The sequence below is a fragment of the Rhizobium bangladeshense genome (genome assembly GCF_001662075.1).
In the GTDB taxonomy this organism is placed as follows: Bacteria; Pseudomonadota; Alphaproteobacteria; order Rhizobiales; family Rhizobiaceae; genus Rhizobium; species Rhizobium bangladeshense_B.
In genome coordinates this window covers 199,846-218,640 of sequence record NZ_LYPL01000003.1, presented here as the reverse complement: position 1 = coordinate 218,640, position 18,795 = coordinate 199,846, and the positions used below count along the sequence as shown (strand labels likewise).

The window sequence follows — 18,795 nt, the reverse complement described above, 5'->3', positions numbered from 1 at the left end:
GGACGTCTCCGGGCCTGCACATGTTTTGCTAAAGGAGAGCGCCACTTGCGCCTTGATCCACCGGGTTCTGGCCCGCGCCGGATCGCCTCCCTGATGCGAAACTAGCAGCGGGCGTTGCGAACGGCGAAGCCTTCCTTGATCTAATTAGATCAAAGCCCTTCCTTGGTGATGGTGATGAAACGGATCGGTGCCTGGTCCGGTTTGATATCGGTCAGGCCGATGCGGTGCAGAACGAGATCGAGCGCGCGCCGCGCCTGCGCCTCCGGCGCCTGGTCGAGCACCACGTCCATGACGCCGTCCAGCAAGGCCTGACGCGTATAGTCGGTCAGTTCGTGCCCGACGAAAAACACCTCGCGGCCGCCAGGATGCCGGCGCAGCACCTCGATCAGGGCGGAATTGGCGCCGCCGGCGTTGTAGAGACCGGCAAGGTCGGGATACATCTCCAGCGCCGACCACAGCCGATCGGCGCTGGCGCGCTCCTCGTCGCCGCCGAACCCCAGCCACTCGAAGCTGGAGGCGCCGGGATGATCGCCAAAATAATCCGAAAAGCCGCGGATCCGATCGCGATGCACCTGGTAGATCGGATGGCAGATCGCCACGACCGGTCCCGTCCGCGGCGCCATTCGGCTGATATAGAGCGCGGCCGTCCGGCCGGCGGCAGCATTGTCGATGCCGATGAAGTCGCCGACGCGCTCGGAAGCGCGGGTGACGACGTGGACGACGGGCAGGCCTTGCGAATTTACCTTCTCCACCGCGGCGCTGATCAAGGGGCTGCTCGGCACGGCCAGGATCAGGCCGGCGCGGGGAAGGTCGGCGGACAGGATACGCCGTGCGATCGCCTCGGCATTCATCTCGTCGGTGAAACTGCGGTGCACGACGACCAATGGATCGAGGGTCGCCGCAATTCTTTCGAAGGCGAGGGAAAGGCGGCGATAGAAGCTCGTTTCCGGACGCACCATCAGCACTTCTATCCGGAGGAGGCCGCGATGGGCGTCGGGAAGTTTGCGCGGGTAATCCACGCTGCGCGCGGCGGATATGACCTTCTCGACCAGCTCCGGGCGCACACCGCCGCGCCCGTTCAGGACCCGCTCGACCGTGGCGGTTCCAACGCCGGCGTGGCGGGCGATATCCCGATAATTCGGCTTGCTCATTTCCAACGTCCCCGGACGCTTGCGCGACGTCGGCGATCGTATGCGCAAGCTGTCGTTCTTCATACACCTCAGCCTCAAAACTGACAGCGGTATTCGGGCGGAACCGGTCGAGGCCAGGAGGCTTGTGTCGCGGAGGCGGCCGATCTATGATTTCGGCATTCAGCATGAGATTGCAGGCAGTATTTCACCGTTGAACGGACGCGGAAGGCTTTGTCCGCCGGCCGGGCCGAAGGAGCTGGCAATGAAAATTCTCATGGTTCTCACATCGCATGATCAGCTGGGAAATACCGGCAAGAAAACGGGCTTCTGGCTCGAGGAACTTGCTGCTCCCTATTTCGTCTTCCGTGATGCCGGGGCGGAGGTCGCGCTGGCATCGCCAAAAGGAGGCCAGCCGCCACTCGATCCGAAGAGCAACGAGCCGGCGTTTCAGACGGAAGACACGCGGCGCTTCGAACAGGATCCAGCCGCCACAGCCGCGCTCGCCAATACGCTGCGGCTGTCTGACATCGATCAGGCCGATTATGACACCGTGTTCTTCCCCGGCGGCCATGGCCCACTCTGGGATCTGACAAACGACCGCAACGCCCATGCGCTGATCGAGGAAACGCTCGCGGCAGGAAAGCCGCTGGCGCTCGTCTGCCACGCGCCGGGGATCCTGACCAAGGTCAAGGCGCCGGATGGCGGGCCGATCGCCAAGGGGCGGACGGTGACCGGTTTCACCAATTCCGAAGAGGCTGCCGTGCAACTCGTCGAGGTCGTGCCCTATCTGCTCGAAGACGTGCTGAAGGAGCAGGGGGCCAAGTTCTCAGCGACTAAGGACTGGGCCGTGCACGTCGTCCAGGACGATCAGCTGATCACCGGACAGAACCCCGCATCGTCGAAGCAGGCCGCACGCCTGCTGCTCAACGCGCTGGGCAATCAGGCCGCGGCCTGACGCGCAGGAAAAACGTGTCTGCGGCGCGGCGCAATCAGCTTCGCGTGATTTTTCTTGAAGAAAAGATCAGTTCCCTGTCGGGTCGGCGACTGTTTATCCGTCCTTAGCTCGTTCATTCCGTCCACAAAAGGATCACCATCATGCCAAGCACCATACGCCTGCACCGCGTTTTCGCGACCAGCCCGGAAAAGGTCTATCGCGCCTTCATCGAGGCAGACGCCCTTGCCAAATGGCTTCCGCCGAACGGTTTTCTCTGCACCGTGCATCACCTGGAACCGGCCGTCGGCGGCACCTTCAGAATGTCCTTCCGCAACTTCACGACCGGCAACAGCCACGCCTTCGGCGGCGAGTTCCTCGAGCTCGTCCCGGGTGAGCGCGTCCGCTACACCGACAAGTTCGAAGACCCGAACCTGCCGGGCGAAATGGACGTCACCGTCACGCTGAAGAAAGTTTCGGTCGGCACCGAGGTGAATATCACCCAGGCCGGCGTGCCCGACGTCATTCCGCCCGAGGCCTGTTATCTCGGTTGGCAGGAATCGCTGCGCAATCTCGCCAAGGTCGTCGAGCCGGACATCAACGAATAAAGGCGGCTGCGCCAGGTTTGCGAGAGATGGCACACGCGGCGGATCGCTGCGTCTCCTCGTAGCTTGGCGCTCTGCCTCTCCCTTCCGCCATTCCTGCGGTATCCGTCGGGAGAGGCCGAGGGACAGGAATACCCAGCCGGGGCGAATACGGCTACACTTCGGTACATTTCGGCCGCAGACTGACATTCGTCAGATACAATCCGAAACGATCTTGCCGCAGAACATCGGTCCGGCAGGAGTTTTCAATGAAGCTTGCTCTCCTTGGCTTATTGGCCATTTCCAGTCTCGCCCTCAGTGTCGCCGTATCTTATTCCGCGGCCCCCGACGCCCCGCCGGAAAACGCCTCGCCGATCTACGGCGTCACCATTCCCGATGGCTACAGGGACTGGAAATTCATCGCGCCGGCACAGGAAGCTCCGCCGCTCGATGAACTGCGCGCCGTCCTCGGCAACGATATTGCCGTCGATGCATACAAGAAGGGCACACTGCCGTTTCCCGACGGGTCGATCCTGGTGAAACTTGCCTACAAACGCAAACAATCGACGGAATTTGCGCCGGCGACGGTGCCGGGGGCTCCGACCACGGTGCAGGTCATGGTGAAAGACTCGAAGAAATATCCCGACAGCCATGGCTGGGGCTTCGGAAGGTTCGTCAACGGCAAGCCGGTTGACGTTGCCCAGCACGAAACCTGTCTTTCCTGTCATGTCGGCAATGTGAAAGACCATGACTATGTCTTCACACGCTACGCGCCTTGAGCTTGTCTAAAGCTCGATGCCGCGGTTCGCCAGCGCCTGGCGCGCCGCCGTCGCGCCCCAGTGCTCGTCGGGATCGCGGCTGAGGATGATGCGGGTCAGGGGGAGGTAATCCTCCGTAAGCCGATGGCGCCATGTTTTTCGACATCGCGGGCGACGCGGTAGCCGTCGGCGACGAGATCGCCGAGGTTGATCAAAAGGTTTCCACAGTCGCCGATCGATCGGCTTGAATAGCCCCGTAGGAGTGAGCCCAGGTCGCCGGGCGCAAAGGATTTATTGAGCGGATGGCCTTATTAACCGGCCAGACGTAGCTATCGCTTCAATTGCTCCCATCGTTCGGCCGAGCCTTGGCGCTGTCGTTGCTGCTGTCCGAGGTGGTTTTGCCGTCGGGTTGCTGGCCGAAATAGGTGCCGCCGAGGTGGCCGCCGGCGCTGGTGTTTTTCACCTGCTGTTCGGCGCGTTTCTGAAGATCACGAACGTTGGTCTTGCTCATTTTCGGCTCCATGTTTCAGGGTTGCGACCTCTCACCAACCGATGGGCGGCGACACTGTTCCATATTTTTTGCGCCGAGCGCTTCCGCGGCGATCCCGTAGGGTTGGAACTGTTCTGGCCTTTTGCGGTTCTTCCTACTCAACCAAGGAGAAACGACGATGGGCATGACGACACCCAGGGACGGCGCTCCCGGCACCACCGATCAATCCCCCCGCTGGGAAGGACCGAAGGGCAATAAGCCGCGCGGCTACCTGAAGGCCAAGGACGATCCGGACAAGAACCGCGACGCCAACGACGAAAACAACCGCGACCCTGAAATGAAGGATTTCAGCGACGCGATGAAGCAGAAAGGCGAATGAGATGGGCAATCCCGAGAAAGACGCGGCCGGCCAATTCGCCAAATCCCGGGGCGACCGAAAGGCCAGCGGCGTTGCGAGCGCCAAGCCGACCGTCATCACCGGCTCGGAGGACGCTACGGTCAACCGGAACCCGCCGGGCAAGAAGAAGCCGGACAAGGATTGGGACATCAATTATGATCCCGCCGATATGAATGAGGGCCGCATGCGCTGAGACGCGGATAAAATCTGAGTCATGCGACTTGCCTTAGTCTTTTTTCATTGGCGTCGCCTCGGCCCCGGCGATATCGATCACTCGCCGAATGGCAGCGTGGTCGATATCGGCGAGGAGGCCAGGCTACGTCGGCTCCCAGTCGAGAAGTGCCTCGGTATGCGCGCTTGAGCCGGGCACATCGAAGCCCGCAAAGATTTCAAACCAACCGAGATGCTGCGTCGCCTCTTCCCGTGACAGCGAGACGGCGGCACGTCAAGCCGACGGAGCGGCCAGAGTGACGGCGTCGCTGACTCCTGAATCGTGCAGAAAGATTGCTCTCTGCTTGGCGCCGAGGCTATTCGGCGGGGATTCCTACTTGACTACTTTCACGCTCAACACGCCTTCTTCGGTCTTTCCATCTTCATAGGGCGAGCGGATGACCAGTCGGTCGCTGCCGGTGTAGCCGGGATCGGATGTGTAGTAGCCGACGACGCCGTTGACCTTGATCGTTTCGCATTTGGACGCTTTTCCGTCGAGCTTGGGGAAGAGCGGTTCGTGGACGATTTCGAGACGCCCGTGTTCGGGCCGTTCGACGATATTGATGGCGGGGTAGTCGATATGGCGGCAGTCGTCATCGATGTGCCAGTTCTTGGCCACCAGCGTTCTGACGCCGCTTTGCGCCGTGATCGACAGCGACTGCTGGCGGGAGCTTTCGGAAGTCGTCGTGCAGCTCGAAAGCGGAATCATCGCAGCTGCCAATATCAAATATACAAACGCGTCTTTCACTTCAAATCCTCAACTTCGGCTTGAAGGGATATTTGATTTTTTCATTGTGTCAATTGACTGCGGGCCTGACGCGAGGCGCACCCCGCATCGTCCTTCGAGGCTCCGGCCTTTGGCCTGACGTCGCCCCGTCCCGTTTATACGGCGGAGCGACGTTTGTCCGGCTGGGGCCGGCGTGAGCAAGTCAGGATACTGCGGCCGTGCTATTGCAGCGTGCGCGTCTGGACTTGTTCAGCCGCGTGGTTGGGCGCGGATAGCGGCGGGGCGCTGGCTTCCAGGCCCGTCGCCACGACCGAGACGCGGAACCTGCCGTCCAGGCTGCGGTCGAAAATCGCGCCGACGACGATATCGGCGTCGTCCTGCACTTCGTCGCGAATGCGGCTTGCCGCCTCGTCGACTTCGAACAGCGTCATATCAGATCCGCCGGAGATCGAAATCAGCACGCCCCTGGCGCCCTTCATGGAAATATCGTCGAGAAGCGGATTGGCGATTGCCGCTTCCGCCGCCTTCATCGCCCGGCTTTCGCCGGCGGCTTCGCCGGTGCCCATCATAGCGCGGCCCATGCCTTGCATGACCGATTTCACGTCGGCAAAATCGAGGTTGATCAGGCCTTCCTTGACGATGAGATCGGTGATGCAGCCGACGCCGGCAAAGAGCACGCGGTCGGCCGTCATGAAGGCATCGGCGAAGGTGGTCTTTGCATCCGCGATGCGGAAGAGGTTCTGATTGGGAATGACGATGACGGTATCGGCGGCCTGACGAAGCGCCTCGATGCCGACTTCCGCCGTCCGCATGCGGCGATTGCCCTCAAACGTGAAGGGCTTGGTGACGACGCCAACCGTCAGGATGCCGGCCGCACGTGCGGCACGCGCGATGACGGGGGCTGCACCGGTGCCCGTACCGCCGCCCATGCCGGCGGTGACGAAACACATATGCGAGCCGGCCAAGTGATCCATGATCTCATCCAGCGACTCCTCGGCGGCCGCATGACCAACCTCAGGCAGCGAACCGGCGCCCAAGCCCTCCGTCACATTCGCGCCGAGCTGAATGCGGCGCGACGCCTTTGAGGTGGCGAGAACCTGGGCGTCCGTATTTGCGGCGACAAATTCGACGCCCGCCAGCTTTTCCGCGATCATGTTATTGATGGCGTTGCCGCCACCCCCGCCGACGCCGATAACCGTAATATGCGGCCGTAATCCCGAAATGCCGCTCTTGGCGTCCGTCATCGCACTCTCCTTTGATGCAATCTTGCGCCGCGCCCTCGTCGCGGACAGCGAATCGACGGTGAGGATAAACGTGCAACAAGGCGGAGGCGAGGCGAAAGGAGTCGGGAGCGGCGACGTTCCGATGATTGTTGCCCTGATGAAGATCGCCAATGCGCGCTTTGCGGATTTCGATCAGACGCTTTGAGAGGGTGTGAACCAAAGGCCTGCCGAGGTGTTTACAGACATGTCTTACTTCTCCGAAAGGACCGACCCATGCAAAGACTTCTTCTATCAGGCATTGCCCTTGCCGCACTCGCTAGCACCGCCGTCGCACAACAACCGCCGCCTCCACCATCCGCCGCAACGCCACCCACCGCGACCGAGCCTAGCTCGCCTCCGCCGCCGCCAGCCCCGCCGCCTCAGCCCGCTCCCGATGATGACGAGCGGATGATGGGCAGCCCGGACGCACGATCCGGAGATCGCCCCGACGACCGGTGGCACGGTTCGAGGGACGACATGGGCTTCCGCGATTTCCGGGGCCATCGCATGCCGCGGCCGTCGAAGGCCGCCCATTTCCAAGTTGAGGACGGCAACACACGGATCGATCTGAAATGCACCGAGGACGAACCAATGAAGGCCTGCGCTGATCTGCTGCTAGAGGTGATCGACCGCCTGCAGGGCCAGAACTAGCTTTTTCGGCCGTCGCGTTTGCCGACCGCCGAACGGCAACTGATCACTGCTGCTCGAACTCGATGCAGCGGACGACGTTGCGCAGCTGAAAAGCATTGACTGCCCAAGCCTCGCGCCGGATTCGGTTTCTTGTCAGAGGGCGAGGGTGAGATGCGGGATGCGTCGACTGGAACCGTGTTCAGCCGTGCGCCGCCCGCCAAACGGCCGGTGGCTGAGCGAAGCTGCGGGAGAAGGCGCGGTTGAAGGCAGCTTCGGTGGCGTAGCCGGCGTCATAGGCGATCGCTGCAATCGGCTGGCTTGTCGTGGCAAGTGCCACGCTTGCCAGATAGAGTCGCCAGTCTCTGACATAGCGGATCGGCGATGTGGCGAGCATCGTTTGAAAGCGTTCGGTCAGCGTGCTGCGAGACGATCCCGATGCCGCCGCCAGTAGCTCCAGCGACCAGTCACGCCGGGGATCGTCGTGGATGAGGGAGAGGCAGCGCGAGAGCGCAGGGTCGGCCAGCGCTGCCAGCAAGCCAATCGCGTGGGGTTTGGCCATCATGATCTGATGGCGCAGGATCTCGATGAAGATGATTTCGGTCAACCGCGGCAGCATCGAGATGCCGCCGGCGCGCGGCCTGTCTACCTCCTCGACCATCTGGCGGATAGTGGCGCGCAGCCAGTCGCCGTTATTGGCCGCCCGCGTCCTGACATGGATCATTTTCGGCAACGCCTGGCGCAGCGGCGCAAAGCTCAGCCCATCCCATTGCAGATAGCCGCAGAGCAGCCGGACGCTTTGCGCCGCCTCGCCGTAGCGAAGCACCGGAATCTCCCGCCACGGCTTCTGCGGCAAGTCGCGGGTCGGCAGCACCAGCGTGCCATTTCTTCCGACACCCAGCTGATGTCCGGTGCCGAAGGGAAAGACCAAGACGTCGCCGGCTTCCAGATCGGTCTCTTCGCCTTCCGCTTTCAACCAGCAACTGCCCGTCACGACGATATGGAACGGCATTGTGCCCGTAGCCTTTGCCGAGAGGCCTGCAAGCGACGGCGCGGCATCGGTCTGCCAATCGCCCGTCGGCATGAAGCAGAACTGCAGTGATCCCGAAAGACGGATCGTCGAAAGCAGCGCCGACAGCACGTCATCACGGGTGACGCCGCTCTCGGCATCTGGATTTTCGGACAAGGTTTCACGCATTCCGGCCAAATACGCGCGCCGCGCACCCTCCTATCATGGTCACGTTCAGTCCAAGTAATCTTGAATTCAACTGGAGAATACTATGCAAAGTCAAAGCGATAAACTGGTCGTGCTCGTCACCAAGGGCATCGAATCCGAACTTTCCTCCGTCGCCTTTACCATTGCCAATGGCGGCATTACCGCCGGGCTCAAGGTCTCGGTATTCCTCACCAGTACTGGGATCGACCTGGTGCGCAAGAGCGGCCAGCGGATGACGCATGTGCCGCCGCTCGATCCGCTCTCGACGTTGATTGAGAATTTCCAGCAGCGCGGCGGCTCGATCTGGGCCTGCCCACCCTGTGTGGCTTCGCGCGGCTATACGCAGGAGGACCTGCTCGATGGCGTCGTTATCGTCGGCGCCAGCGCCATGCATGCCGAGATCAGGGAAGGTGCCGCGACGCTGTCATTTTGATCAGTCATACCGGGTGGGAGGCATATGCCAGCACTATTGTTGCATTCGGCAATATACTCGTGAGATTGTACCCTTATACATGTGATGCCATGTGATGAGGGCGGCGCGGAGGCTTCAATGACGTCCGTGAGGGTCAATGAGCTGATATCGGTGGCGGGGCAGCCCGATGCCGCCGGGTTTGTCGCTTTCGCGGGTGAAGGTTTCGCCGCAGTGATCAATGCCCGGCCGGATGGCGAGGAGCCGGGGCAGCCGGGCAATGCAGCGGAAAAGGCTGCCGCCACCGCCGCTGGACTTTCCTATAGCTTCGTGCCGGTGAAGGGGAGCGAAATCACCGAGGCAGACATTCGCGCCTTTCAGGCAGCGATGGCCGCGGCGAAGGGGCCGATTGTCGCCCATTGCAGAAGCGGTACGCGGGCATTGACGCTCTACGTGCTGGGCGAGGTGTTGGACGGGCGGATGAAGCCTGCGGATGTCGAGCCGCTAGGCCAAAGTCTCGGCTTCGACCTTGCCGGCGCGCGCCGCTGGCTGGAGGCGCGAGCGGCGCAGACGGTCGATGTGAAGGCCTACTTCCATCCCGCTACATGGAGCGTGCAATATATCGTTGCCGATCCTGTCACGGGACGCTGCGCGATCATCGACCCTGTGCTTGACTTCGACGAGACCTCGGGGAAGACGGGCACGTCAAGCGCCGATGCCATCCTTGCCGATATCGAAGGCCGCGGGCTGACGGTCGCGTGGATCCTCGACACGCATCCGCATGCCGACCATTTTTCCGCCGCCCATTACATCAGGGGAAAGATCGGCGCGCCGATAGCGATCGGCGCGCATGTCAGCGAGGTGCAGATCCTCTGGAAGGAGATCTATAACTGGCCGGCTCTCGCAACAGACGGCTCGCAATGGGACCGGCTGTTTGCCGATGGCGACAGGTTCGAGATCGGCGAGCTTGAAGCTCGCGTTATGTTTTCGCCCGGCCATACGCTCGCCTCGGTGACTTATGTGATCGGCGATGCCGCCTTCGTGCACGACACGGTGTTCACGCCGGATTCCGGCACGGCGCGCACGGATTTTCCCGGCGGCAGCGCCGCCGCCCTGTGGCGGTCGATCCAGGCGATCCTGTCGCTGCCCGACGAGACCCGCCTCTTTTCCGGCCACGACTACCAGCCGAACGGGCGCCACCCGCGCTGGGAGAGCACCGTCGCCGCCCAGAAACGCGACAATCCCCACATAGCAGGCAAGGACGAGGCCAGCTTCGTGGCGCTACGCCAGGCACGGGACCACACCCTGCCCAAGCCGAAGCTGATGCTTCATGCGCTGCAGGTCAATCTCCGCGGCGGGCGGCTGCCGGAGCCGGAGGGGAACGGCCGGCGGTATCTGAAGATACCGCTGGATGTGTTGTAGGGCTGACGGTCGAGGGACACTCTGAGAAAGGAGTTCCCCGTGCCCAAGGACTTGGGCACGCTAGGTTCCTGTGACATCCCTAGGGCGAAGCCTGAGGGCACGGGAATGAGGAGGAGAGACTGTGCTTCCCCGGGCGCAGGCATTATCTCACGATCCGGACCAGAAGATCGTGATCTGGGCCGCACCGCTACATTTGTCGATGATGTCGCCGCTATTGCAGATCGGGGAGGAAAGGCTGTAGCCGCCGCTGGTCGCCTGGTTCGATATCCAGACATCGCCGGCCTCGAAGCCGTTCGGATCGCGATTGACGACCAGTTCCGCGATCAAGTTGCCGGACTGATCCTTGACCCATATCGGCGCATCCAGATACATGCCCGACGTGGCGAGCAGCGTATTCGAGCCGTAGGGCGGCAGGGGCGCCGTGCTCACTCCAGGCAGGAGGCTCGGCCGAAGAAAAGCGCCGCTCCCGTCGATGACTTCATAGCCGACTGTCAGCACATTGGGCGTCTGGTTGCAGATCGTCAGGACGACATTGTGCTTGCCTTCCCAATAGGAGGTGGCAAACCCCCAACCGTTGCAGGACTGGAAGAAGTCGGACCGGGCAACGCCGTTGCCCCATACATGTTGTTGCATCAAATCGCTGTCGGGATAGGCCTCCCAACTATCCTGCCCCGCGATCCAGTATTTCACCCAGGTACCGCCGCCGCCCGGCGTGACCCACTGCGCTTCGCTCGGTACGCCGTTCACGGGGCTGTCGTCGTTCTGGTAGTAGAAATAGATCTGGAACTTGGCCGGCAGCAGCATCTGCAGGGCGGAGATCTCGAAACCGGGAAGTGAATTGTCCACCAGCGTTGCGGTCTGTCCTGAGGGCCAGCTCAGCGTGTTCGGGCCGGTCCCCATCGACGCGGCATAAAAGGCCTGCATCTTGCCCCAGTCGGAGAGGATGATGGTTTCCATCAGGCCGGCGGCGTCCGTCGTCGATTGGAAGGCCGTCCCAATGTCGTCCCACAATTTGGCGTAGGCCACCTGGAAACGGGTCCGCCGAAATCGTGGTGCTGACGTTGGCGGCGTTGGTGGCGACGTTAATGCATCCCTCCATCACATTGCCGATGATCGATGCCGTTGACACGGCCTCTTCGCCGCCCGGAACCGCTTCGAGCACGGTATAGAGGATGCCTTCGAAAACCGACAGAATCAGGCCGCCGATGCTCATGCTGCTGCCCTTCTCCAACCCGGCAAGTGTGCCGATGTCGAGCCCACGATCGGTGCAGCTCGCCTGGAGGCTCGTCTGGTAGGCCCGGAATTCGTCGAAGAACAGGCGTACGCTGTCGGCCCGGGTGATCTCGTCTCCCAGTTCGGCCACCACGGCATTCCAGGCGGTCTTGTCCATCTCCGGCGGGCGAGGCATAGTACTGATTGTCGTGTGCCAATCCGAAAGTGAGATGGTGAGGTTGGCATATTCGCTGCGGATGTCAGCGATGCCAAGGGCGTTCATGATATAGATATAGACTGTGGCCTGCTCATCGAAGAAAGCCGGGAACGGCTGCGGGCTCTGCATCACTATCGTGTTCAGCGGATTGTCCGGCGCCAGCTGCCATTGAAAACTCGGCGGCGGATCGGAACCCCCGACCGCACCGATGACAGCCAACGGCCCCGTTCCCGGCTGCAGCGAATCCGGCTGGCCGTCGATGCCGAGGGAAAGGCCGGTATCGGGATTGCCGATCACGCCGGAAGGGCCGAAGTTCCAGGTCTGGCCGCTCTCAGGGCTGAGCGCCGACTGAATGACGACGGGGCCGCCGTCGCTTTCCGCCGCTCCGAGCAGCAGCGACCGGTTCATGGCGCTGAGAATGCGGCCGTCGCTGGTGATCTGCCACATCGAATTGCTCGAATCCGCCTCGAGCTGCCAGACGATAACATCCGTGCCCGGGCTCTCGTCGGCGCCTTTGACATTCAGCACGAAGGTCGTGCCGTCACCGTCGGTAAGATTGCTGACGATGTAGCGCCAGGCGCTGAATTGCTGCGGGATCGCCTGCATGTTCGGGGCCGTCCACCAGGATTGCGTCGCCGGCGGACCGTCCTCGGCCGGCGAAAGCTGGACCAGCGCTCCCTGGAGCAGCTCGCCTGAGGCTGCCGTTATCACTGACCCGTCCTCGGCGGCGATGGTGCCCTGCGCGGTGAATGACCAGTAGGCGGGCGTCGCCGAGATGACGAGGCCGCTTCCCTCCGGCGACGGAGCGAGATAGAGGCCGGAACCGAGCGCGCTCACCACCGAGCCGTCGTCGCCGATCGCCCATAGCTCGTTATCGGCCCCGCCCTGCCAACCCCAAGTGATGATCGGAGTGCCGGGTGCGCTGCCGGCGCCCTGGACGTTGAGACCGTAGCTGACGCCGTCCGTGCCGGAGGCTGTCTGGATGAAATACCAACTGGTCATGATGGCCTCCGAAACGGTGAGATCTTGCAGTTCTTCACGATAGGCGAGCCTACATCCATCGCAGGTGGCTGAAAAATATAAAACCAAAACGTGTTTCATTTTCGATGTGAATGGTTCTCAAATCACTGCCGTGGTTCTGCGCGCTTCTCAGGAGGGATGCCGGGTTGCGTGGCGCTGTACTGATATGGCGCAGGTGGTGCCCTCAGGTATTGCCGGCCGTCGGCGCCGGGCATTGGAGGCGGGGATTGTTCCGAGATCCGGCGGCGGGTTCGTGCTTCCTCCGGCGACCGTCCGTGCCTTATGGTCCGTGCCTTACATAGGAATCTATAATCTCGTACCGACCCGGCCTCGCTAGTCTTTTCGTGCAGTTCGGCTATTATTCCCAGTGGTTGAAGGGAGTTCTACCATGCTCGAACGAAATCAGCTTCCCCTGCGCCCTGCCGCCCCCGGTTTCGCGGTCGCCTGGGTCGCCGTCATTGCCGGTGCCAGCGTCGCTCTCAGCCTGCTTTTTGCCTGCGTGACGCCTTTCGTGGCGCTGGCGGCGGTCTCGGCAGTCGTGCTTCCCCGGCGGATGGCGCTGATGGCGGTGCTGCTTGCCTGGCTTGCCAACCAGACGGTCGGCTATCTCGTCCTCGGCTATCCCCAGACCTTCGACAGCTATGCCTGGGGGCTGGCGATCGGGATTGCGGCATTTGCATCGCTTGCGGCGGCGCTCGGGGTGCTGCGCCTTACGGCAGGCCCTGCCGTCACGATGGCCGGCGCGTTCATCGCCGGGTTCGCTGCTTACGAGGGCGTGCTTTTTGCCGCAACGGCCGTGCTTCCGTCCGGCGACGGGGCGTTTTCGGCAGCTGTTGTGGCTGAGGTTCTTTTGATCAATTCTCTGGCCGCGATCGGACTCATCTGCCTGCATGCCGGGGCGGCGGCTAGCCGCGCGCTTGTCGCGGCACAGCCGGCACCGGCACTGCTTTAGGTCTGCGCGTTTACACTTGTCGTCGCTCCAAAACTGCAGCGCGCCTTCCGGCAACGGGCCGGCGCCCTGCTGAATGCGCGAAGATGGGTTGAGATCATGGTCGGCAACGGCTATCTGGTTCGGACCCCGCAAGCGGACCTGCCGCGAACGACAAGGCGCATAATTTCCATGATCCCCGATTTCCTCGTCACCCATTCCGGTGGTTTTCATGCCGACGAACTGCTGTCGAGCGTCATCCTGACCCGACTTTTCCCGCAGGCGCGCCTGATCCGCAGCCGGGCGCCGGAGTGGATCACGCCAGGGCAGGACCGGATCATCTATGATGTCGGCGGAGCTTATAACGCCGATGCCGGCATATTCGATCATCACCAGCGCGGCGCGCCGCTGCGCGACGATGGACAGCCCTACAGCTCATTCGGCCTGATCTGGAAACATTACGGCCGCGATTATCTCGCCGCTCGCGGCCTTCCCGCCGACCATGTCGAAGCCGTGCATAGCTCTTTCGATGCGAGCTTCGTGTTGCCGATCGATCTGACCGACAATGGCGCGCTCAGCCCCTCGGGGCCGCTGGCGGGCTTGGCGCTGCCGGCGCTGCTCGAGACCCTGAAACCGGTTTTCGACGAAGCGGAGCCGGATGCCGACGATCGCGCCTTTCACGCGGCCCTTGCCATTGCCCGCAGTTTCGTCGAGGCCAAGATCTCTCAGAACGCTGCAAAATTGCGGGCTGAGGCGATCGTGCACGAGGCCATCAAGGCTGCGGGGCAGGGCCATATTCTGGAACTGCCGAGGGGGATGCCCTTCCGTCCTGCTATCGTCAAGGCCGGCGCGGATCACCTGCTGTTCGTCGTCCACCCGCGCGAAAAGGATTGGTGCGTAACCGGCATCCGCCGCGCCGAGGAGGGGTTCGAGCTAAGGGCTGACCTGCCTGCGGCCTGGGCCGGTCTTGCCAATGGAGAGCTGGCGGCGGTTTGCGGCATAAAGGGCGCGAGCTTCTGCCATAACGGCCGCTTCATCGCCGCCGCCGGGAGCCGCGAGGCGGCGCTTGCCATGGCCGAGTTGGCGGTCAAGGAGGCTCTTTCGATCGGGGTGTAGCGGCCGTTATCCGCGTCGGATCTACCTGATATCAAATTCGTTCAGGTCGTTCCAACAGTGGAAGCGATTGACTTGCATCCGCGAAGGACTAATCTTCCTGGTATAACAACCACCACCCACACGCGAGAGATAGTGGACGGTGTGAGTGGCTGGCGACCTTGAGGAGGATGAGGTTTGCCATGGATTATCGTGTCGTTCTGCTGATTGGTGCAGCTGTAACTGCCTTTGCTCCCGCTAACGCCGGGGCGCAGGAGGGCGACGCGGCGGCGGGCGCCGTTGTTTTCAAGAAGTGCGCGACCTGTCATGTCGTGGACTCCGATACGAACAAGGTCGGCCCGTCTCTGAACAAACTGTTCGGCAGGAAGGCCGGGACGCATCCCAATTTCGCCTATTCGGCCGGAATGAAGGCGGCCGGCGAAGGCGGTCTCATCTGGGACGAGACGGTGCTGCGCGAATATCTGCACAATCCGAAGGCGAAGGTGAAGGGCACCAAGATGGCCTTTGTCGGCGTGAAGGACGAAAAGGAGATCACCGATCTCATCGCCTATCTCAAACAATATTCACAGTGACGGGCAATATTCTCAGATGGCAATACTCCGAACGACGGGTTAGCGGCGAGAGACGGATGGCTAAATCGCCGTAATTGCGATATTTTCTATCTGTGCGATAATAAACACGGACTTTTTGCGGAATGCGGTTTCACGGGTCAACCTGCTCGAGGAGGAGCGGAAATGGCTGTCGTGCTGATCCTCGTCCTGATTGTCGTCGGCTCCGTGCTGTTCCATGTGCTGAGCCCTTGGTGGTGGACGCCGATCGCGTCCAACTGGACCTATATCGACACTACCCTCGTCATTACCTTCTGGATCACCGGCATCGTCTTCGTGGCGGTGGTTTCGTTCATGGCCTATTGCGTCTTCCGCTTCCGGCACAGGCCGGGCAATAAGGCGCATTACGAGCCTGAAAACCGCAGGCTGGAGGTGCTGCTGGCATCGGGAACGGCGGTCGGCGTCGCGGCGATGCTGGCGCCCGGCCTCATCGTGTGGAACCAGTTCATATCGGTGCCTGCCGATGCCGCATCAGTCGAGGTCGTCAGCCAGCAATGGCTGTGGAGCTTCCGCCTGCCGGGAGCGGATGGAAAACTCGGCCGTGCCGAGACGCGCGACGTCAGCCCGGAAAACCCGCTCGGCCTCGACAAGAGCGATGCAAGCGGCCTCGACGACGTCATCATCGAGGGCGGCGAGCTGCATCTGCCGATCGGCAAACCGGTGCACATATTGCTGCGCTCCGTCGATGTGCTCCATGATTTCTACGTGCCGGAATTCCGCGCCAAGATGGACATGATCCCCGGGATGATCACCTATTTCTGGTTCACGCCGACGCGGACGGGGACCTTCGACATCCTCTGCGCCGAACTCTGTGGCGTCGGCCATCCGCAAATGCGCGGCACTGTCGTCGTCGAAAGCGACGCGGATTATCAGACCTGGCTCGGGCAACAGCAGACATTCACTCAGTTGACGGCGTCGGCTGGGCCGGCGAACTGACGCGACCAGGACGGCCGGAGGCCGCAAGCCGGTTCAGGGAACCGGCGGGACGACGGCCCTAAGGCCGCATCGGGGAAAGGGAAGAGAGATCATGGTCGAGATTCCATCCGGCAGCATCCCATCCGCCGAAGTCGAGGATGTCGAGCTTTATCATCCGAGAAGCTGGTGGACGAAATATGTGTTCAGCCAGGATGCCAAGATCATCGCCGTGCAATATTCGCTGACGGCGATCGCGATCGGTCTTGTGGCGCTGGTGCTCTCCTGGCTGATGCGGATCCAGCTTGCCTTTCCCGGCTATTTCACCTTCATCGATGCCGATCACTATTACCAGTTCATCACCATGCACGGCATGATCATGGTGATCTATCTCCTGACCGCGCTCTTCCTCGGCGGCTTCGGCAATTACCTCATTCCGCTGATGGTCGGCGCCCGCGACATGGTGTTTCCCTATGCCAACATGCTGAGCTACTGGATCTATCTCCTCGCGGTGCTGATCCTCGCCGCCGGCTTCTTTGCCCCCGGCGGCCCGACGGGGGCGGGCTGGACGCTTTATCCGCCGCAGGCGGTTCTGTCCGGCACGCCCGGCGGCAAGGACTGGGGTATCCTCTTGATGCTCACTTCGCTGATCGTCTTCATCATCGGCTTTACTATGGGCGGGCTGAACTATGTGGTGACAGTGCTGCAGGGGCGGGCGCGCGGCATGACGTTGATGCGGATGCCGCTCACCGTCTGGGGCATCTTCACCGCGACCGTGATGGCGCTCTTGGCCTTTCCGGCCCTCTTCGTCGCCTGTGTCATGATGCTGTTCGACCGCCTGCTCGGCACCAGCTTCTTCATGCCCGCCATCGTCGAAATGGGCACGCAGCTGCAGCATGGCGGCGGCAGCCCGATCCTGTTCCAGCACCTGTTCTGGTTTTTCGGGCATCCGGAGGTCTATATCGTCGCGCTCCCGGCTTTCGGCATCGTTTCCGACCTGATCAGCACGCATGCCCGCAAGAACATCTTCGGCTACCGCATGATGGTCTGGGCGATCGTCATCATCGGCGCCTTGAGCTTCATCGTCTGGGCGCACCACATGTATGTGAGCGGCATGAACCCAGCCTTCGGCTTCTTCTTCGCCACCACGACGCTGATCATCGCCATTCCGACGGCGATCAAGGTCTATAACTGGGTGCTGACGCTCTGGCGCGGCGACATCCACCTGACGCTACCCATGCTGTTTGCGCTGGCCTTCATCGTTACCTTCGTCAATGGCGGCCTGACCGGCCTCTTCCTCGGCAACGTCGTCGTCGACGTGCCGCTGTCGGATACGATGTTCGTCGTCGCGCATTTCCACATGGTTATGGGTGTCGCGCCGATCCTCGTCATCTTCGGGGCGATCTATCACTGGTACCCGAAAGTGACGGGGCGCATGCTGAACGACGTGCTCGGCCATATCCACTTCTGGATCACCTTTCTCGGCACCTATGCGATCTTCTTTCCGATGCATTATCTCGGCCTGCTCGGCGTGCCGCGCCGCTATTTCGAGATGGGAGAGGCGGCCTTCGTTCCACCTTCGGCGCATACGCTGAACATCTTCATATCAGTCATGGCGCTCGTCGTAGGGGCCGGGCAGGTGGTCTTCCTGTTCAATCTGGTCTGGAGCCTTTTCCGGGGAAGAGAGGCGGGCGGCAATCCGTGGCGGGCGACGACGCTCGAATGGCAGACGCCGCAGACGCCGCCGGCGCACGGCAACTGGGGCAAGGACCTGCCGGTGGTCTACCGCTGGGCCTATGACTACAGCGTTCCGGGGGCAGCCGAGGATTTCATTCCGCAGACGGAGCCGGCAAGCGGCGGCGTCACACGGGAGGTTCCGGCATGAACGTCACGCTGATCTTCCTTGCCGCAGTCGGCGCCATCATCATCTGGTGGCTGGCCGGACAGCGGTTGACCTCGAAGCCCTGGCTGGAAACCGGGTCGGTGCAACTGCCGGCCCACGACGATGGCGACCGGCGACAGCAGCCGGTGCCGGCGGTGAAGATCGGCCTCTTCGTATTTCTCGGCGTCGTCGGCGCTCTCTTCAGCCTTGCCGTCAGCGCCTACTTCATGCGCATGGCGTCAGCGGACTGGTGGGGGATGCCGGTTCCGCGTCTGCTCTGGGTCAACACGGCAGCACTCGCCTTGAGCAGCGCCGCGCTGCAATGGGCCAGACGCGAAGCGCGGCATGGCCGCGTCGAACGCCTGCGGCCGGCCCTTGCCGTCGCATTTGCTCTTGCCGTTCTCTTTCTCGCCGGACAGATCCAGGCATGGCGCGAGCTGACGACGGCTGGATATGTGCTGGCCGACAATCCTGCCAACAGTTTCTTCTATATGCTGACCGGTCTGCATGGCCTGCACATTCTCGGCGGGCTCATGGTGTTGGGTCACACGACCCTGCGCGCTTTCGCGACCGACATCGCGTCGGACAGGCTCAGCCTCAGCGTCGACCTTTCGGCGATCTATTCGCATTTCATGCTTGCCGTCTGGCTGCTGCTGTTTGCGCTCTTTGCCGGGTGGGCGAATGATTTCGTCGATCTCTGCCGCACATTGCTGAATTAGGGGCTCAACCGGGAGATTTGC

The 18,795-nt window shown here is 62.0% G+C and carries 22 protein-coding genes and 2 pseudogenes; 15 read left to right on the top strand and 9 right to left on the bottom strand.

What is annotated here, in order from left to right:
• Positions 1 to 149: 149 nt before the first annotated feature.
• Positions 150 to 1,151, bottom strand: coding sequence for a LacI family DNA-binding transcriptional regulator (locus A7X77_RS08645; RefSeq protein ID WP_064682540.1), 1,002 nt, complete (start codon positions 1,149 to 1,151; stop codon positions 150 to 152).
• Between the two features lie 241 nt (positions 1,152 to 1,392).
• Here A7X77_RS08645 and A7X77_RS08640 point away from each other — a divergent pair, with 241 nt between their 5' ends.
• The 3 genes from A7X77_RS08640 to A7X77_RS08630 all read left to right on the top strand — a co-directional run bounded on the left by A7X77_RS08640 (position 1,393) and on the right by A7X77_RS08630 (position 3,424).
• The gene (locus A7X77_RS08640) at positions 1,393 to 2,085 is read left to right on the top strand and encodes a type 1 glutamine amidotransferase domain-containing protein (protein ID WP_064682744.1); all 693 of its coding nucleotides are present in this window, start codon (positions 1,393 to 1,395) and stop codon (positions 2,083 to 2,085) included.
• 140 nt (positions 2,086 to 2,225) lie between these two features.
• Positions 2,226 to 2,669, top strand: coding sequence for an SRPBCC family protein (locus A7X77_RS08635; RefSeq protein ID WP_064682539.1), 444 nt, complete (start codon positions 2,226 to 2,228; stop codon positions 2,667 to 2,669).
• A gap of 245 nt (positions 2,670 to 2,914) precedes the next feature.
• On the top strand, positions 2,915 to 3,424 hold the full coding sequence (locus A7X77_RS08630; protein WP_064682538.1) for a cytochrome P460 family protein: 510 nt from the start codon (positions 2,915 to 2,917) through the stop codon (positions 3,422 to 3,424).
• A 6-nt stretch (positions 3,425 to 3,430) separates the two neighbouring features.
• Here the strand turns inward: A7X77_RS08630 and A7X77_RS33840 are convergent.
• A pseudogene (locus tag A7X77_RS33840) lies at positions 3,431 to 3,639 on the bottom strand (hypothetical protein); the annotation flags it as partial.
• Positions 3,640 to 3,740: 101 nt separating this feature from the next.
• Entirely contained in the window at positions 3,741 to 3,914 is a 174-nt protein-coding gene (locus A7X77_RS33430; RefSeq protein ID WP_097584329.1) for a hypothetical protein, read from the bottom strand.
• A gap of 157 nt (positions 3,915 to 4,071) precedes the next feature.
• Between A7X77_RS33430 and A7X77_RS08620 the strand changes: the two genes are divergently transcribed.
• Together A7X77_RS08620 and A7X77_RS08615 are read left to right on the top strand one after the other, a co-directional pair.
• The gene (locus A7X77_RS08620) at positions 4,072 to 4,272 is read left to right on the top strand and encodes a hypothetical protein (RefSeq protein ID WP_064682537.1); all 201 of its coding nucleotides are present in this window, start codon (positions 4,072 to 4,074) and stop codon (positions 4,270 to 4,272) included.
• Between the two features lies 1 nt (position 4,273).
• Positions 4,274 to 4,483 (top strand): hypothetical protein, encoded by a 210-nt coding sequence (locus A7X77_RS08615; RefSeq protein WP_064682536.1) that lies wholly within the window; start codon positions 4,274 to 4,276, stop codon positions 4,481 to 4,483.
• 123 nt (positions 4,484 to 4,606) lie between these two features.
• Here the strand turns inward: A7X77_RS08615 and A7X77_RS33835 are convergent.
• From A7X77_RS33835 to ftsZ, 3 genes and pseudogenes are all read right to left on the bottom strand, one after another.
• A pseudogene (locus tag A7X77_RS33835) lies at positions 4,607 to 4,746 on the bottom strand (3-beta hydroxysteroid dehydrogenase); the annotation flags it as partial.
• 88 nt (positions 4,747 to 4,834) lie between these two features.
• A complete protein-coding gene (locus A7X77_RS08610) occupies positions 4,835 to 5,209 on the bottom strand; it encodes a hypothetical protein (protein ID WP_082928787.1) in 375 nt (124 codons plus the stop codon).
• Positions 5,210 to 5,448: 239 nt separating this feature from the next.
• A complete protein-coding gene (ftsZ, locus tag A7X77_RS08605) occupies positions 5,449 to 6,471 on the bottom strand; it encodes a cell division protein FtsZ (RefSeq protein ID WP_064682534.1) in 1,023 nt (340 codons plus the stop codon).
• Here ftsZ and A7X77_RS33000 point away from each other — a divergent pair.
• Both A7X77_RS33000 and A7X77_RS08600 read left to right on the top strand, forming a co-directional pair.
• Complete coding sequence (locus A7X77_RS33000; RefSeq protein WP_156668096.1) at positions 6,458 to 6,655, top strand: hypothetical protein; 198 nt, start codon at positions 6,458 to 6,460, stop codon at positions 6,653 to 6,655. The two genes, ftsZ and A7X77_RS33000, sit on opposite strands and share 14 nt — an antisense overlap.
• A gap of 68 nt (positions 6,656 to 6,723) precedes the next feature.
• The gene (locus A7X77_RS08600; protein WP_064682533.1) at positions 6,724 to 7,140 is read left to right on the top strand and encodes a hypothetical protein; all 417 of its coding nucleotides are present in this window, start codon (positions 6,724 to 6,726) and stop codon (positions 7,138 to 7,140) included.
• 178 nt (positions 7,141 to 7,318) lie between these two features.
• Here A7X77_RS08600 and A7X77_RS08595 read toward each other — a convergent pair whose 3' ends face one another.
• Positions 7,319 to 8,314, bottom strand: coding sequence for an AraC family transcriptional regulator (locus tag A7X77_RS08595; protein ID WP_064682532.1), 996 nt, complete (start codon positions 8,312 to 8,314; stop codon positions 7,319 to 7,321).
• 82 nt (positions 8,315 to 8,396) lie between these two features.
• Between A7X77_RS08595 and A7X77_RS08590 the strand changes: the two genes are divergently transcribed.
• Positions 8,397 to 8,765, top strand: coding sequence for a DsrE family protein (locus A7X77_RS08590; RefSeq protein ID WP_064682531.1), 369 nt, complete (start codon positions 8,397 to 8,399; stop codon positions 8,763 to 8,765).
• A 117-nt stretch (positions 8,766 to 8,882) separates the two neighbouring features.
• On the top strand, positions 8,883 to 10,163 hold the full coding sequence (gene blh / locus A7X77_RS08585; RefSeq protein ID WP_064682530.1) for a bifunctional sulfur transferase/dioxygenase Blh: 1,281 nt from the start codon (positions 8,883 to 8,885) through the stop codon (positions 10,161 to 10,163).
• Between the two features lie 147 nt (positions 10,164 to 10,310).
• On the opposite strand, the gene A7X77_RS08580 is transcribed toward blh, so the two are convergent.
• Positions 10,311 to 10,910 (bottom strand): hypothetical protein, encoded by a 600-nt coding sequence (locus A7X77_RS08580; protein ID WP_156668095.1) that lies wholly within the window; start codon positions 10,908 to 10,910, stop codon positions 10,311 to 10,313.
• Positions 10,825 to 12,594 (bottom strand): hypothetical protein, encoded by a 1,770-nt coding sequence (locus A7X77_RS08575; RefSeq protein ID WP_064682528.1) that lies wholly within the window; start codon positions 12,592 to 12,594, stop codon positions 10,825 to 10,827. Before A7X77_RS08575 ends, A7X77_RS08580 begins: the two co-directional genes overlap by 86 nt.
• Positions 12,595 to 13,000: 406 nt before the next feature.
• Between A7X77_RS08575 and A7X77_RS08570 the strand changes: the two genes are divergently transcribed.
• From A7X77_RS08570 to A7X77_RS08545, 6 genes are all read left to right on the top strand, one after another.
• Positions 13,001 to 13,564, top strand: a complete 564-nt coding sequence (locus tag A7X77_RS08570) for a hypothetical protein (RefSeq protein WP_064682527.1) — start codon at positions 13,001 to 13,003, stop codon at positions 13,562 to 13,564.
• Between the two features lie 168 nt (positions 13,565 to 13,732).
• Positions 13,733 to 14,656: an MYG1 family protein gene (locus tag A7X77_RS08565; RefSeq protein ID WP_064682743.1), complete on the top strand. Its 924-nt coding sequence runs from the start codon at positions 13,733 to 13,735 to the stop codon at positions 14,654 to 14,656.
• A gap of 179 nt (positions 14,657 to 14,835) precedes the next feature.
• Entirely contained in the window at positions 14,836 to 15,225 is a 390-nt protein-coding gene (locus A7X77_RS08560; protein ID WP_064682526.1) for a c-type cytochrome, read from the top strand.
• Positions 15,226 to 15,387: 162 nt separating this feature from the next.
• Positions 15,388 to 16,197, top strand: a complete 810-nt coding sequence (locus A7X77_RS08555) for a cytochrome c oxidase subunit II (protein ID WP_064682525.1) — start codon at positions 15,388 to 15,390, stop codon at positions 16,195 to 16,197.
• Between the two features lie 91 nt (positions 16,198 to 16,288).
• The gene (gene ctaD / locus A7X77_RS08550; RefSeq protein ID WP_064682524.1) at positions 16,289 to 18,058 is read left to right on the top strand and encodes a cytochrome c oxidase subunit I; all 1,770 of its coding nucleotides are present in this window, start codon (positions 16,289 to 16,291) and stop codon (positions 18,056 to 18,058) included.
• On the top strand, positions 18,055 to 18,774 hold the full coding sequence (locus A7X77_RS08545) for a cytochrome c oxidase subunit 3 (RefSeq protein WP_064682523.1): 720 nt from the start codon (positions 18,055 to 18,057) through the stop codon (positions 18,772 to 18,774). The genes ctaD and A7X77_RS08545 overlap by 4 nt, the downstream gene beginning before the upstream one ends.
• Positions 18,775 to 18,795 lie beyond the last annotated feature (21 nt).